Source organism: Pseudaeromonas pectinilytica, from assembly GCF_054780855.1.
In genome coordinates, this window is record NZ_BAAGVN010000353.1 from 34,477 (window position 1) to 48,207 (window position 13,731).

Here is a 13,731-nt window from a genome sequence, read left to right on the forward strand (position 1 = left end):
GTCTCCTCACTGGGCCATCAGGTGTTGCAGCCGCTGATGGACCAACTCCTCGAGCTGGTGCTGACTCTGGAATTGCTTGGGATAATCCAGCACCACGGGTTGTTCCAGCAGTTTGGCAATCTCGCCATGCATGTATTGGCTGGTGCTGTCGTTGGGGTCAAAGTACTGCTCCAGCCAGCTATCCGCCTTGGTCAGATTGTCTTCGTAGACTGCTTGTTGTTCGCGGTAGATGGCCAGTTGGGCCTGCAGCAAGCGGGTCTTCAGATTCTCCTTCAGATACCAGGTTTGCTGCGGGGAGATCAGCGCTTCGGTATCGCCATTGCGACGCCGGATGGTGATGAAATTCTCGGTGAAGGCGATCCAGCTCTTCTTCAGATTGCTCTGCCAGTCTCCCGGGTCATTACTGAGTGCGACGTCGGCTTCCCCTTCGGTGGCCGGGGGGGGATTGATGCCGAGCAACGTCAGTTGATCCACGTTGTCGATGAGGGCGCCGAGACGCAGTACCAGGCCTTCCCGATCGAGTAACGGCAGCTCCTTGAGTTTGACCAGATCGCTGGTCAGCGCCTGCCGCAACGGCAGCAGACTGGCATCGTTGAGATCCCGCAAGCGGTTATCGGCCTCGACCAACAACATCTGCGCGGCGGTGGCGTCCCGCTCCAACCACAGCTTGCGTCCGGCCATGCGCACCAGATAGTCGGCTTCGGCCAGCAACCAGTCGTTAGGGCGACGGCTCTCCAGACGCAGCAGTTGTTTTTCCAGCTGGGTCTGTTTGTCACTCAGCTGCTGCTGGCTGGTACTCAGGTTTTGCAGCTGTTGCTGGCGCTGCAGGTCATTTTCTTGCAGCGCTGGTTGTTGCTGTTGCAACGCCACCAGTTGCAGTTCCAACTGGTGCAGAGCCGCGGTCTGTTGCTGGCTGCGCCAGGTGTCATACAGATAGGCAGCCGCGCAGGCGGCAAGGAGCAGCACGATCGCCAGAGCGCCCAGCCAGTGATTGCGCCAGCCGCCACTGTGACTCGGCTGTGCCGGAGCAACTGCAGCGGCTACGGGTGGGTTCACCGAGGCGTCGTTATCCGGAAGCTGGGTGGCTGGTACTTGTTCTGTCATGCCTTAATTCCTCTTGCCGAGAGCCGCCACCATGGCAGCATGAGTAGCCCCTTGCGCCACGTGGGCCGCAGGTAGACCGGCTTCAGCCACCAAGGTGGCAACCCGGTGGCTGGGTACAATGATCTGCAAGCTGTCGAGCCAGTGGCGGTCCTGGTCGGGGATCAGCTGTAAAAGGCGGCGCAATATTTCGCCGCTACTGATGATAACACTGTCGACTCCGACTGTACGCCACTGTGTGCACAGCGCCGGACCATCGAACTCGGGCCATTGTCGCCGGTAACATTCGCCATAGTGAACCTCGGCGCCACGCAGCCGCAGCTGCTCGGCCAGGAACTCCCGCCCGCCATCCCCCCGCAGGATCAGCACCCGTCGGCCTTGCACCGTCATCAACTCGGGCAGTGCCAGCAGGCCTTCGCTGCGGGCATCAATCGGGGTTATGGCGTCGATGTGGCAGGCCAGCCAGCTGGCGGCGGTGGCACTACCGACGGCAAAGGTGGGGATCCGGGGCCAGGATTCGGCCTGTTGTTGCAACCAGAGGTTGGCCTGCTCCACCGCATGGGCACTGATGGCAATCAGCAGGTCATGGCTGCGCAGTAATCCCTGTAAGGCGGGCAAGTCGCGGCCCGGCACTATCTGCAACAAGGGGCAGACGTGGGGCTGGTGGCCCGCCTGCCGCAACAATCGAGCTAACTCGCTGGCCTGAGGTTCCGGGCGCAGGATGAGCGGGGTCATGACCCATAGACTCCACTCAGGATTTCGGCTGCGCCCAAGGCAAGCAACTGCTCTGCCAGGGCGGAGCCCAAGGCTTCGGCCGCACCGGCTGGCCCCCGTTGTTCGGCGCGCAGCACTAGGCTGCCGTCGGGGCGCCCTACCAGCCCCCGCAACCACAGCTCGTCGCCCTCCTGTTCGGCATAGGCGCCGATAGGAACCTGGCACCCACCCTGCAAGGCCCGGTTCATGGCGCGCTCGGCCAGCACCCGTTGGCGGGTCGGCTCGTGCTCCAGCGGTGCCAGCAGCGCCAGCAAACCTTCGTCATCCAGGCGACATTCGATGCCGACCGCTCCCTGACCGTTGGCGGGCAGGCTCTGCTCCGGGGACAGCAGGGCTGTGATGCGCTCCGGCATGCCGAGGCGTTTGAGACCGGCGGCCGCCAGAATAATGGCGTCGTAATCTCCGGCGTCCAGCTTGGCCAACCGACTGTTGACGTTGCCGCGCAGATCCAGGATCTGCAGATCCGGACGTTGGGCGCGCAGCTGGCATTGCCGTCGCAGGCTGGAAGTGCCGACCCGACTGCCGGCAGGCAGTTCGGCGACCGAGGCGAAACGGGAACTGACGAAGGCATCGCGGGGATCTTCCCGCTCGCAAATGATGCATAACCCCAAACCGGTTGGAAACTCCACCGGCACATCCTTCATCGAGTGCACAGCGATATCGGCTTCCCCGGCCAGGATGGCCTGTTCCAGCTCCTTGACGAACAATCCCTTGCCACCCACTTTGGCCAATGGGCTATCCAGGATCTTGTCGCCTTTGGTACTCATCGGCACTAACTCGACGACCAGCTCTGGATAGAGGGCTTCGAGGCGTGATTTGACATGGTTGGCTTGCCACAGAGCCAGCGGGCTCTTGCGGGTGGCGATGCGAATGCTTGTTCTCATGGTCACAATGGCAGGGGAGGAATGGTCGAATAGTACCACTCTTGCCAGTCAGCTGCATGGGGGGCCACAGGGCTGCGGTGCAGTTGATGTCGGCCGAGTGGCTGGCTTGGGATGCATAACGTGATCTGGTTCGCATGAATCCGGATAATGGCTTCTTGAGGGCGGTTACATTTGCGGCCCATATCATGATTAATCGATTCACTTACGGGGCCTGTTTTTAGGTGAGGAGAAAAGGTTTACCGGGCTGTTACCTGTTGTTACCATGCTCACACTTTTGCCCGAATTCGGTGCGATTCGGGTCTGGATGTTCGTGGGATTAAGGTCAGTCGGTTGCCACATGAATTCGCAACGCTCATAGCCCGCTATGATGCGATGAATCAGACCAGGACTGAGCGTGCATTGGAAGCAATGAGTCAACATAGCCAGCAGCTCTTCGAGTTGTTGCCGGTCTTGTTTCATTTCAACCATCCGCTCCTGCCAGGCTATGTCTCCGGCGAAGTGCCGCACGGCATCGCCAGCTTCGAGCTGTCCGCCAGTCAGCGCGACTTCATTGAAGACATCTGTATCGCCACCAACTGTCACGCCGGCATCCAGGCTCATGAGCGCTCGATTCTTGGCCTCTATTCCATGGGCAGTACCTCGTCCATCGGTCAGTGTTGCCGCTCCGATCTGGACATCTGGGTCTGTCATTCTCACGAACTGGAAGCCGAGCGTCTCGAACTGCTGGAACACAAGTGCCTGCTGATCTCCAAACTGGCCGAAAATCGCGGCGTCGAGCTCAACTTCTTCCTGATCCCGGATAACAAATTCCGTCTCCATAATCGTGCCGAACTCGGTGGTGACAATTGCGGCAGTGCGCAGCACCTGCTGTTGCTGGATGAGTTCTATCGCAGTGCCCTGCGCATCGCCGGTCAACGTCTGCTGTGGCCCATCCTGCCCGGGGATTGGGATGAGGGTTACGACGAGCAGGTGGCGGCTTTGTTCCGCTCCGGCCAACTGCAGCAGCACGAGTGGCTGGATCTGGGTAGCCTGCAGCGGATCCCGGCCGAGGAGTATTTCGGCTCGGCGCTCTGGCTGCTGTATAAAGGCCTCGACTCCCCCTACAAGGCGGTGTTGAAGATCCTGTTGATGGAAGCCTATTCCGCCGAGTTTCCCCATACCCGCCTGCTGTCAGTTGAGACCCGAGACTGGTTCCAGCATCATGACGACTACAGCCTGCGGCTGGATACCTATTACCTGATGCTCGACAAGGTGACCCAGTATCTGAGTGGCCAGGGTGATCACAAGCGGCTGGATCTGGCGCGTCGTTGTTTCTATCTCAAGGTGTGTGATGATCTGAGCCGCGACCATGAGCCGCGACATGGCCAGTGGCGACGGGATGTGATCACCGCCCTGGTGACCGAGTGGGGCTGGGATGCCCAGCAGCTTCGTCATCTGGATAACCGCAACGACTGGAAAGTGGCCGAGGTCAAACAGGCCTACGGCGAACTGCTGGAAGCCTTGATGCAGAGCTACAGCCAGCTGATCCAGTTTGCCCGCCGCAACAACATCAGTGAATCCATCAACCCGGAAGATATCGGCATACTGTCGCGCAAGCTCTATGCGGCGTTTGAAGCCCTGCCGGGCAAGGTGCAGCGCATCAATCTGAAGATAGCGCCGGATCTGCATGAAGCGGATCTGAGCCTGATCCAGGTGCCGCCGGGACGGCTGAACCGTGCGGGCTGGTATCTCTACAACCGCTCGCTCAAGCCGGTCGATATCATTGGTCAGGCCCCTCTCGACTATAACGGTTACCTGAGCAAGCTGGTGGCCTGGGCCTATTTCAATGGCCTGCTGACGGCGGGAACCGCACTGCACCTGCGTACCAAGGGTGCGGATCTGGATCTGGAGAACCTGCACCAGTTCAGTCGCGATCTGGCCGCCACCTTCCCGGTGCGACTCAATGCCGTCAGCAATCTGGCGCTCAGTCGTCCGTGCGAGATCCGCCATCTGGGGATCTTCCTCAATCTGGAGCTGGATCCGACCTCGCACTGGGATGACCGTGAGCTGGAGTTCGATGCCGACAATTCCGATGTGCTGAGTTTTGGCCGTGAGCAGGAGTGTCTGGTCGGTACCGTGGATCTGGTGTACCGCAATTCGTGGAACGAGATCCGTACCCTGCACTTCAATGGCCCCGAAGCTGTGGTCGAAGCCCTGTCGACCATTCTGGGCAAGATGCATCAGGATGCGCTGGCGCCGGAGGCGGTGGATGTGTTCTGTTACAGCCGCCATTTCCGCGGTCTGATCCGCAACCAGTTCAGCCAGTTGGTACAGGAGTGCATCGATTTGCGCCTGGCCCGTGACAAGCAGCGCTTGGTGAAAATGCTCTACCTGGGACACGATCGCTATGCGCTGTTCCTGGAGCGGCGCGGGGTTTCGGTGAAGAAACTGGAGAGCGCCATCGACTTCTATCGCCAGGTGTCCAGCAACAAGCTGGAGCGCCAGCCACTACCGGAAGGGGATGACCTGAGCCAGTGCGTGCCGTCAGTGGTGGACTCTTACGCCAGCGATGGCCTGATCCAGTTCTTCTTCGAGGAGAACGACACCGGCTTTAACGTCTATGTGCTGGATGAGAACAACCAGATCGAAATCTATCGCGACTACTCCGGCAGTCGGGATGATTTGGTGCAGAGCGTCAATCGCTACTACACCCTGACCCACGAACGCTTCAATTACGACAATCAGTTTATCAACTTCAACCTGCCGCAATTCTATGAGCTGGTCTGGCAAGACGGCCAGCAACAGGTCCATCCCTACCGCTCCAATGGCCGGGATAACGGCTAAGCCATTACCCGGCCCTGAGGTTGTTACTCCGATGGCGTTTGGCGATCCACATGCCCCAGATCCCGTTCCGGATCTATGACATCGCGCACCTTCTGCTTGAGGACTTTGACCTCGGGGAAGCCGCCATCGCGTTTGCGTTCCCAGATGGTCACGCCATCGATCAGAATTTCAAAATGGCCACCGGTATCCGGGTGCAGATTGACCGAGCCTAGCTCCTCGCTGAAGGTGGAGAGTAGCTCCTGGGCCATCCAGGCCGAGCGTAACAGCCAGTTGCACTGACGGCAGTAGTAGATGTCGATCACCGGTTTGGACACGTGGGCTCCTTGAGGTTATGACGGAATGAGCGGCAAATCGGGCGCATTAGCGCCCGATGGGGAGAGTGAGCGCTGATGGATGTCAGTGAGCGCTCGTAAGGGGAACACTAGCCGAGCTCCACTTCCTGACCGGACTGAGCCGAGCTGGCGGCGGAAAGCAGTGCCATCAGTTCATGACCTTCCCGGTTGTCGATCCACTGATCATCCCGGTATTCGAAGTGGTAGCCGTTGAAGCGGGTTGCCACCCAGATCTGGCATAACGGCGCCTGCTTGTTGATGATGATCTTCGATTTGTCTTCGAAGGTCAGCGTCAGAATGCCACCGCTGGTATCGGCATCGATATCAACGCCGCTGGCTTCGATAGCCTCTTCAATAGCTTGAAACTGCTGTTCCGCCAGGGCGTGAAAATCGCTCTCTTTCATCTGGGTCGGTCCTATTGCATTTAAGAAGATGAGTGCGATTATAGGGGCCCAATTTGATTTTTCGCACGAGATCCATGAAGAAACTCATGCTTGTCTGGACAGGGGTGCTGCTGGCGTTGACTCAGTTGACGGCTTGCGGCCTCAAAGGACCCCTTAAAATGCCAGAAGAGGAGTCAAAAGCGGCTTCTTCCCAGCAATCATCGCAACCTGCGGTGCAACCGGACACGGAACAACCGGCTGCGACCCAGCCCTGATCGGCGCGGCTTAAGGCTGCGGATGGCGTACCAAACGTAAGGAACACCAGGATAAATGGATTATTTTAACTACCGGGAAAATGGTCAGATCTTCGCCGAAGAGTGCAACCTCAGTGAACTGGCGGCCGAACATGGCACTCCGCTGTATGTCTATTCACGGGCGACCATAGAGCGCCACTGGCATGCTTTCGACAAGGCTGCCGGAGATGTGCCCCATCTGATCTGCTACGCGGTGAAAGCCAACAGCAATCTGGCGGTGCTGAACCTGCTGGCGCGTCTGGGCTCCGGTTTTGACATCGTTTCTGGTGGTGAACTGGCGCGTGTCATCGCAGCAGGCGGTGATCCGGCCAAGGTGGTGTTTTCCGGTGTGGCCAAGACCGAAGCCGAGATGCAGGAGGCCCTGCGTCAGGAGATCCTCTGCTTCAACCTGGAGTCCGAACCCGAGCTGGAACGGCTGAACCGGGTGGCGGGCGAGATGGGCAAGGTGGCGCGTATTTCCGTGCGGGTGAACCCGGATATCGATGCCGGAACCCATCCCTATATCTCCACCGGGCTCAAAGAGAACAAGTTCGGTGTGCCGATCGAGCGCGCCCTGCTGTTGTATCGTCGGGCGGCCCAACTGCCGAACATCGAGATTGTCGGTATCGACTGCCATATCGGCTCCCAACTCACCGAGCTGGAGCCCTTCCTCGAAGCCATGGATCGTCTGCTGGCGCTGATTGACCGCCTGGCCTCCGAAGGCATCCATGTGCATCACCTGGATGTCGGTGGTGGTCTGGGGGTCAACTACAGTGACGAGAACCCGCCCCATCCGGAGCAATATGCCGCCGCTCTGAAGGCCAAGCTGGCCGATCGCGACCTGCAGCTGATTTTCGAGCCGGGCCGTGCCATCGTCGCCAATGCCGGTGTGCTGCTGACGCGGGTCGAATACCTGAAGGAAGGAGAAGACCGCCACTTCGCCATCGTCGATGCCGCCATGAACGACCTGATCCGCCCCTCCCTGTATGGCGCCTGGATGAACATCATCCCTGCCGATCGCAGTCTCGAGCGCCCGGCCCGTCGTTATGACGTGGTAGGCCCGGTGTGCGAAACCGGTGACTTCCTGGGCAAGGATCGGGAGCTGGGGCTGGCGCCAGGCGATTTGCTGGTGGTGCGCTCTGCCGGAGCCTATGGCTTTGCCATGTCCTCCAATTACAACACCCGTCCCCGCGCTGCCGAAGTGCTGGTGGATGGCGCGGATGCCCATCTGGTGCGGCAGCGGGAACCGCTGGCCGAGCTGTGGCGTCTTGAAAACACCCTGCCCTGAGGCGAGAGCATGCTGATTCAATTTTCCAAGATGCACGGTCTGGGGAATGACTTCATGGTGGTGGATGGCATCACCCAGAAGATTTTTTTCAGTCCCGAGATGATCCGCCGCCTGGCGGATCGTCATTTCGGTGTCGGCTTCGACCAGCTGCTGCTGGTGGAGCCGCCCTATGATCCGGAGCAGGATTTTCATTACCGCATCTTCAATGCCGACGGCTCCGAAGTTCAGCAGTGCGGCAATGGGGCGCGTTGCTTCGCCCGCTTCGTGCGCCTCAAGGGGCTGACCAACAAGGATCGCATCGCGGTCAGCACCATGAGTGGCCGTATCGTGCTGCAACTGGAGCATGACAACCTGGTGACGGTGAACATGGGCGTGCCCGAGTTCGAGCCGGCCAAGGTGCCGTTCCGGGCCCAGAAGGCCGAGAAGACCTATCTGTTGCGGGTCGCTGAACAGACGGTGATGTGCGGCGTGGTCTCCATGGGCAATCCGCACTGTGTGCTGGAAGTCGATAATATCAAGACCGCCCCGGTCGAGACGCTGGGGGCCCAGCTGGAGAGCTTTGACCGCTTCCCCGAGCGGGTGAATGTCGGCTTTATGGAGCTGGTGTCGGCCAACGAAATCCGGCTGCGAGTGTTCGAGCGCGGCGCCGGAGAGACCATGGCCTGTGGCACCGGCGCTTGCGCCGCTGCCGTGGTCGGCATCTATCAGGGCAAGCTGCGGGATCGGGTCAAGGTGCACCTGCCGGGCGGTACCCTGCAGATCGCCTGGAAAGGGCCGGGGACGCCGGTGTTCATGACCGGACCTGCCGAGCACGTTTTTGATGGAGAGATGGATCTGTGAGTGAGACCTCGCTGCTGGAAGGCTTGTTGCAGGAAGAGCAGGTGGTGGCCTATCTGCGCCAACACCCCGAGTTTTTCCTGCGCCACAAGGCGCTGCTCGATCAGCTACAGATCCCGCATCCGGTCCGCGGGGCTGTGTCGCTGGTGGAGTTGCAGCAGGAGCGCCAGCGCGAGCGTATCGAAGCTCAGGAGCAGGAGCTGCGGGCCTTGATGGCCACCGCCAGCCGCAACGAGCACATCTTCCGGGTCTATGCCGATGTCTATCCCGAGCTCTTTGCCTGCACCACACTGCGCCAGCTGTGGAAGCGACTGCACACCACCTTTCGTAATCGGTTGCGCATTCCCATCAGCGCCCTGTGGCTGAATGCCGGGGCCGTGAAGGCCAAGCGCAGCGATCAGGGTTTTGTGCTGGAGCCTGCCCGTTTCAATCAGCTGTGCGTACAACCGATGGCTGGGCAGGGGATCTACTTTGGCCGCCTGTACGACAGTGAGCGCCAGACCCTGTTCGGGGAAGAGGCGCTGGTGCATTCGGCGGCGATCCTGCGGCTGGGTGAACAGGGCGAACTGGGTTTTCTCGCCTTTGGCCACGCCAATCCCGAGTACTATCATCCCGGCATGGACAGCCTGCTGCTGGAGCAGCTCGGCCGCTTTATCAGCTTGCTGGTGCCGACTCTGGTGACGCTGCGTGGCTAAAACGGGCGCTTCCGGGACCCGGCAGCCAGAGCCCGGTTGCGGCATGTCCGCCGCCCTCCGCGACTGGATTGACCGTTTCCTCGAAGACATGCGGGTCGAGCGCCAGTTAAGCGCCCATACCCTCAACAACTACCGTCTGCATCTGACCGAGCTCGGTGATCTATCTCATCAACTGGGCCTAGCCCACTGGTCTGAACTCAAGGCACCGCTGGTGCGTGGCCTGGTGGTGCGTTTGCATCGCGGCGGCAAGCTCTCGGCGCGCAGTATCGCCACCAAGATGTCATCGCTGCGCAGCTTCTGTGACTATCTGGTGCGCCAGCAAGAGCTCAAGGCCAATCCGGCGCGGGGGGTGGTGACGCCGAAACAGGGGCGGCCACTGCCGAAAAATCTGGATGTGGATCAGGTCTATCAACTGCTGAACATCACCGATGAAGGGGATCCGCTGGCGATCCGCGATCGGGCCATGATGGAGCTGTTTTACTCCGCAGGCTTGCGACTGGCCGAGCTGGTGGCGCTGAACGTCGCCGATCTGGGACGGGATGATCGCCAGCTGCGCGTGTTGGGGAAGGGGAACAAGGAGCGAATTGTGCCCTTCGGCCGCATGGCGCTGGAGTGGTTGAACAAGTGGTTGGCCGTGCGCCCGCTCTTTGCGGTCGCCGATGAGCCGGCGCTGTTCCTCAGCAAGCAGAAGCGGCGCATCTCCACTCGCTCGGTGCAGCTACGACTGGAGCAGTGGGGCATCAAGCAGGATCTGGCTCCCCACGTCAATCCGCACAAGTTGCGTCACAGCTTTGCCACCCATCTGCTGGAATCCTCTGCCGACTTGCGCGCGGTGCAGGAGCTGCTGGGGCACGCCAATCTGGCCACCACCCAGATCTACACCCACCTGGACTTTCAACGGCTGGCGGATGTCTATGACCAGTCCCATCCGCGAGCCAAAAAGCGCCACAAGGCCGATTAACTGCATCACCTGTTTCGCCGGGGTGGAGCCCCCATGGAAGGGTGTACGGCGTGTCAGCGTGTGCCTCCTTGTCGATGAAGCACGGCTATTTAGGGAGCTCGCTTTACGACTCGCAATAACCGCCACAGGCAGTAGCCGCTGAACAGGCCACAGAGAGCAATTAGCGCCAACTGCAGGATCTCGGCATATCCCCCGCCAATGTTCAGACCCACTCGCGTCACGTGGTAGTCGCTGCTGTTCTCCTCATCGAAGAAGTCGACCAGCCGCCAGATCAGCAGCGCGAACCACAGCGAAAGACAGAGCAACCAGAACAGCGGGCGTTGGAACATGGCAGAGAGCATCGCAGCATGAGCAAGGGAACGGCGCGGTATGCTAACGCACCCGATGCCGATTTGTCCCCTGCGAACTCGGTCTCGCCGCAGCTCCTCCGTCGATCCGGCATGTGACCTCACGGATTAAACGCGCTAGCATGGTGGTGCTTTGTTGTGATCATCAGGAGTGGTTATGGAGTTTTTTCGTCGTCTTGGTGCGGTGCGCGCCATCAGTTTTGATCTCGATGACACCCTGTATGACAACCGGCCGGTGATCGAGCATGCCGAGCAGTGGATGGTGGCTCATATGCGGGATCGCTATCTGGAAACGGCCATGTACGATCGCAGCTGGTGGCATCGTCTGAAGCTGGAGTTGCAACGGCAGCAACCGGCGCTGGTCGATGATGTCTCCCTCTGTCGCCGCGTGCTGTTGCAACGCGGTCTGATGGAAGGCGGCATGGCCGAGGCCATGGCGCGTCAGGAGGCGGAGTCGGTGTTTGCCCAGTTCCTCGAGGTGCGCTCCCAGATTGCGGTGCCGGATACCACTCGCCGTATCCTGTCGGCGCTGGCACAGAAGTATCCGCTGGTGGTGATTACCAATGGCAATGTGCTGCTGGAACGTCTGGGTCTGGAAGGCCAGTTCCAGCACGTGCTCAAGGCCGGTGGCGGCTTTCGCATGAAACCGGCACCGGATCTGTTCACCGATATGGCCCGCCGTCTGCAACTTGCTCCCCAACAGATCCTGCATGTCGGTGACGATGTGACCACCGATGTCGCCGGGGCCGTGCACAACGGCTACCGCAGCGCCTGGCTCAACGATGTCGGCCAGGAGTGGCGCACCCTGCGCATCCTGCCCGATGTGATGCTCACCCGTCTGGAGCAGCTGCTGACACTGTTGTAGAACGCACCGGGGAGCTTGACGGACAGGTCCGTGCGGTTCTGATCTGAGTCGCGGGTCCAGCATCGCTGTGACGGCAGCCCATCATCCCTGGCACTCTGCGCCAGGGAGCCGTTCGCCGCTGTAATTCCAGCTCCAATGGCTCGTTCCGTATAGTCACTATTTCCTGGCGGTTATTTTCTGTTTGCGTCTTTTGCCGTCGCTCTGTCTTTTCCATGAAATATTATGCATTCATGACATAACATCATTTCGTTGTTAATCCCTTCACGGTCTATCTTCGCCATTATTTTATTTTCGTGCCAAGTTTTCATTAAATCCATAGCACTTGTCAGATGAGACAGGTTAATAAAAAGTTAATTCACCAATGGTAATTAAAGTGTTTAATTAACCGGCGCCGCGAGTGAACGCCTGGCAAGTTAGTTGGTTGAATCATATAAAACGTCGGCTCATACATTCCTCTGGCTAATTTTGCCAAGCGTATATTTTTCAAAACAGGAGATTGTTATGAATAAAATTATTTACGTTATAGGTGATGTATTTGAGAATTTTAAAGAGATCGAAGGTGCCGTGCATTATTCGGAGTGGGCGGATTCAGTTCGTAAGGATAATTACGCTTATCCGGTAGTGGCGTGCCCTGGACAGGGATTGACCTTCGAGCAGCAGGCTTATATTGATAAAATCAATCATCAATATATCGATGTGACTGAGCAGTGGAGTGATGAAAAAAAATTAGCCACCAGTAAACAGACCCATAAATATCGTTGTGAGAATATTCTTATCACTACCCCGAAAGAAATAGCCCATAACACCTATCAGTCTGATTTATTGTTGCACGCCGATAATGAATTATTACTGGATCACACCACCGGATATCATATTCAGGGTATGGTGTTTTTAGAAGCCACCCGGCAAATAGCCTCTGCCGTAACCGATATGATCCGAACTTCGATTGGCAAATATTATGTGATGCATGATATTTACGCTGAATATCATAACTTCGCCTTTCCGATAGAAACTCAAGTCGTATTGACGATTACTGAAAATCGATTTAACGACGAGGGCGAAGAAATATTCGTCATTCATGTCGAATTTATGCAGAACGGTAAAAAAATAGTAGTTACCGGTGGCAGTTTTACTGCAACCGATAAACAGAAAATTATTCAAAAAGAGCAACGACTAGCCCATATCACCATCCAGAAGAGTATCCGCACCCTGCAGAAAAAACTGCAACCGGCACCGGTATTGAGTTCTGTGGTCGGGGGCTAACCATGCAAGCACAACAGGAGCAACAGCAGATGCAACAAACCGTGTTCGTTACCGGTGCGACCGGTCATTTAGGTAGTCATTTGACCCAGGCACTGGTTGCCGCCGGGTATCAGGTTCGGGCCGGGGTTCGGGATCCGGGCAAGGCCCGATCCCTGGGCGCCATCTCCGGCGAGTTGATCGAGATGGACTTGCTGCAGCCGGAGGGTCTGGTGCAGGCCTTATCCGGCGTCGCCGTGCTGTACCACGCGGCAGCGCATTTTGCCCACTGGAGCCGGGCGCCGGAGCGGGATATCGAGCAAGCCAACGTGCAGATGACGGAAAATATCCTGCGCGCGGCCCATCAGGCCGGAGTTAAGCGCGTGGTGTATGTCAGCTCCACCGGCACGCTAGGCCGGGATCAGAGTGGGCGCGCCCTCGGGCCGGACAGTTGGTGCCAGGATACCTGCGGCAACCCCTATTTTGCCTCGAAACTGGCGGCGGAGCAGCGGGCGCACCAGTTGGCGCAAGAGCTGGGACTGGAGCTGATTTGCTTGCTCCCTGCCGCCATGATCGGCAGCGGCCAGTTCTGGCATACCCCGACCCTGAAGTTTATGGAGGCCATTGTGCGCGGTGAGTTGCCGCTGGATCTGGATTTCGAGATCAATCTGGTGGATGTCCGCCGCGTGGCGCGCGCCATGGTCGCCGCCGCGCAGCAGGGGCAGGCCGGGCAACGTTATATTCTCGCCAACCCCCACGGCATCGCGATCCGGGATATTGCCGCCATCGCGCAGCAGTATAACCACAAGGTGCGCAAGCCCCTGCGTGGCGCTGTTCCCTTTACGTGTTGGGGGCAATCTATACTTGCAGTAAGTTCGCTGGACTGAGGTGCCCGCTATGGATACCAAC

15 protein-coding genes are annotated in these 13,731 nt (G+C 58.7%); 9 read left to right on the forward strand and 6 right to left on the reverse strand.

Annotation, left to right across the window (positions count from 1 at the left end):
* Positions 1-6 precede the first annotated feature (6 nt).
* Genes ACYVG7_RS18230 through hemC form a run of 3 tightly spaced genes read right to left on the reverse strand, consistent with a single transcriptional unit; the run spans position 7 to position 2,759 of the window.
* On the reverse strand, positions 7-1,104 hold the full coding sequence (locus ACYVG7_RS18230; protein WP_460884516.1) for a uroporphyrinogen-III C-methyltransferase: 1,098 nt from the start codon (positions 1,102-1,104) through the stop codon (positions 7-9).
* Between the two features lie 3 nt (positions 1,105-1,107).
* Positions 1,108-1,836 (reverse strand): uroporphyrinogen-III synthase, encoded by a 729-nt coding sequence (locus tag ACYVG7_RS18235; RefSeq protein WP_460884517.1) that lies wholly within the window; start codon positions 1,834-1,836, stop codon positions 1,108-1,110.
* Positions 1,833-2,759 carry a hydroxymethylbilane synthase gene (gene hemC / locus ACYVG7_RS18240; protein ID WP_460884518.1) on the reverse strand — a complete coding sequence of 309 codons (927 nt, stop codon included), beginning with the start codon at positions 2,757-2,759 and terminating at the stop codon, positions 1,833-1,835. The genes ACYVG7_RS18235 and hemC overlap by 4 nt, the downstream gene beginning before the upstream one ends.
* A 330-nt stretch (positions 2,760-3,089) precedes the next feature.
* On the opposite strand from hemC, the gene ACYVG7_RS18245 reads away from it, so the two are divergent.
* Complete coding sequence (locus tag ACYVG7_RS18245) at positions 3,090-5,582, forward strand: class I adenylate cyclase (RefSeq protein WP_460884519.1); 2,493 nt, start codon at positions 3,090-3,092, stop codon at positions 5,580-5,582.
* Positions 5,583-5,605: 23 nt separating this feature from the next.
* Here the strand turns inward: ACYVG7_RS18245 and ACYVG7_RS18250 are convergent, their stop codons facing one another.
* Together ACYVG7_RS18250 and cyaY are read right to left on the reverse strand one after the other, a co-directional pair.
* Complete coding sequence (locus tag ACYVG7_RS18250; RefSeq protein WP_460884520.1) at positions 5,606-5,896, reverse strand: Rdx family protein; 291 nt, start codon at positions 5,894-5,896, stop codon at positions 5,606-5,608.
* A gap of 107 nt (positions 5,897-6,003) precedes the next feature.
* The gene (cyaY, locus tag ACYVG7_RS18255) at positions 6,004-6,318 is read right to left on the reverse strand and encodes an iron donor protein CyaY (protein WP_460884521.1); all 315 of its coding nucleotides are present in this window, start codon (positions 6,316-6,318) and stop codon (positions 6,004-6,006) included.
* A gap of 86 nt (positions 6,319-6,404) precedes the next feature.
* Between cyaY and lptM the strand changes: the two genes are divergently transcribed.
* The 5 genes from lptM to xerC are packed head-to-tail and all read left to right on the forward strand — an operon-like array spanning position 6,405 to position 10,371.
* Complete coding sequence (gene lptM, locus ACYVG7_RS18260) at positions 6,405-6,572, forward strand: LPS translocon maturation chaperone LptM (protein ID WP_460884522.1); 168 nt, start codon at positions 6,405-6,407, stop codon at positions 6,570-6,572.
* A 55-nt stretch (positions 6,573-6,627) separates the two neighbouring features.
* Positions 6,628-7,878, forward strand: a complete 1,251-nt coding sequence (gene lysA, locus ACYVG7_RS18265) for a diaminopimelate decarboxylase (RefSeq protein ID WP_460884523.1) — start codon at positions 6,628-6,630, stop codon at positions 7,876-7,878.
* Between the two features lie 9 nt (positions 7,879-7,887).
* Positions 7,888-8,718, forward strand: a complete 831-nt coding sequence (gene dapF, locus ACYVG7_RS18270; protein WP_460884524.1) for a diaminopimelate epimerase — start codon at positions 7,888-7,890, stop codon at positions 8,716-8,718.
* A complete protein-coding gene (locus ACYVG7_RS18275) occupies positions 8,715-9,410 on the forward strand; it encodes a DUF484 family protein (RefSeq protein ID WP_460884525.1) in 696 nt (231 codons plus the stop codon). The genes dapF and ACYVG7_RS18275 overlap by 4 nt, the downstream gene beginning before the upstream one ends.
* Positions 9,403-10,371 carry a tyrosine recombinase XerC gene (xerC, locus tag ACYVG7_RS18280; protein ID WP_460884526.1) on the forward strand — a complete coding sequence of 323 codons (969 nt, stop codon included), beginning with the start codon at positions 9,403-9,405 and terminating at the stop codon, positions 10,369-10,371. Before ACYVG7_RS18275 ends, xerC begins: the two co-directional genes overlap by 8 nt.
* An 89-nt stretch (positions 10,372-10,460) precedes the next feature.
* Here xerC and ACYVG7_RS18285 read toward each other — a convergent pair whose 3' ends face one another.
* Positions 10,461-10,700 carry a hypothetical protein gene (locus tag ACYVG7_RS18285; protein ID WP_460884527.1) on the reverse strand — a complete coding sequence of 80 codons (240 nt, stop codon included), beginning with the start codon at positions 10,698-10,700 and terminating at the stop codon, positions 10,461-10,463.
* Between the two features lie 175 nt (positions 10,701-10,875).
* Between ACYVG7_RS18285 and ACYVG7_RS18290 the strand changes: the two genes are divergently transcribed.
* The 3 genes from ACYVG7_RS18290 (at position 10,876) to ACYVG7_RS18300 (ending at position 13,709) form a co-directional block, all read left to right on the forward strand.
* On the forward strand, positions 10,876-11,583 hold the full coding sequence (locus tag ACYVG7_RS18290) for an HAD-IA family hydrolase (protein WP_460884528.1): 708 nt from the start codon (positions 10,876-10,878) through the stop codon (positions 11,581-11,583).
* A gap of 501 nt (positions 11,584-12,084) precedes the next feature.
* Positions 12,085-12,846 (forward strand): AfsA-related hotdog domain-containing protein, encoded by a 762-nt coding sequence (locus tag ACYVG7_RS18295; RefSeq protein ID WP_460884529.1) that lies wholly within the window; start codon positions 12,085-12,087, stop codon positions 12,844-12,846.
* Positions 12,847-12,848: 2 nt separating this feature from the next.
* Entirely contained in the window at positions 12,849-13,709 is an 861-nt protein-coding gene (locus ACYVG7_RS18300; protein WP_460884530.1) for an NAD-dependent epimerase/dehydratase family protein, read from the forward strand.
* The last annotated feature ends 22 nt before the right edge of the window (positions 13,710-13,731 follow it).

Excerpts from the sequence above, each read along its gene's own strand:
- ACYVG7_RS18230 (WP_460884516.1), bottom strand. The coding sequence starts at position 1,104 with ATGACAGAACAAGTACCAGCCACCCAGCTTCCGGATAACGACGCCTCG.
- ACYVG7_RS18235 (WP_460884517.1), bottom strand. The coding sequence starts at position 1,836 with ATGACCCCGCTCATCCTGCGCCCGGAACCTCAGGCCAGCGAGTTAGCT.
- hemC (WP_460884518.1), bottom strand. The coding sequence starts at position 2,759 with ATGAGAACAAGCATTCGCATCGCCACCCGCAAGAGCCCGCTGGCTCTG.
- cyaY (WP_460884521.1), bottom strand. The coding sequence starts at position 6,318 with ATGAAAGAGAGCGATTTTCACGCCCTGGCGGAACAGCAGTTTCAAGCT.
- lptM (WP_460884522.1), top strand. The coding sequence starts at position 6,405 with ATGCTTGTCTGGACAGGGGTGCTGCTGGCGTTGACTCAGTTGACGGCT.
- lysA (WP_460884523.1), top strand. The coding sequence starts at position 6,628 with ATGGATTATTTTAACTACCGGGAAAATGGTCAGATCTTCGCCGAAGAG.
- dapF (WP_460884524.1), top strand. The coding sequence starts at position 7,888 with ATGCTGATTCAATTTTCCAAGATGCACGGTCTGGGGAATGACTTCATG.
- ACYVG7_RS18285 (WP_460884527.1), bottom strand. The coding sequence starts at position 10,700 with ATGTTCCAACGCCCGCTGTTCTGGTTGCTCTGTCTTTCGCTGTGGTTC.
- ACYVG7_RS18290 (WP_460884528.1), top strand. The coding sequence starts at position 10,876 with ATGGAGTTTTTTCGTCGTCTTGGTGCGGTGCGCGCCATCAGTTTTGAT.
- ACYVG7_RS18295 (WP_460884529.1), top strand. The coding sequence starts at position 12,085 with ATGAATAAAATTATTTACGTTATAGGTGATGTATTTGAGAATTTTAAA.
- ACYVG7_RS18300 (WP_460884530.1), top strand. The coding sequence starts at position 12,849 with ATGCAAGCACAACAGGAGCAACAGCAGATGCAACAAACCGTGTTCGTT.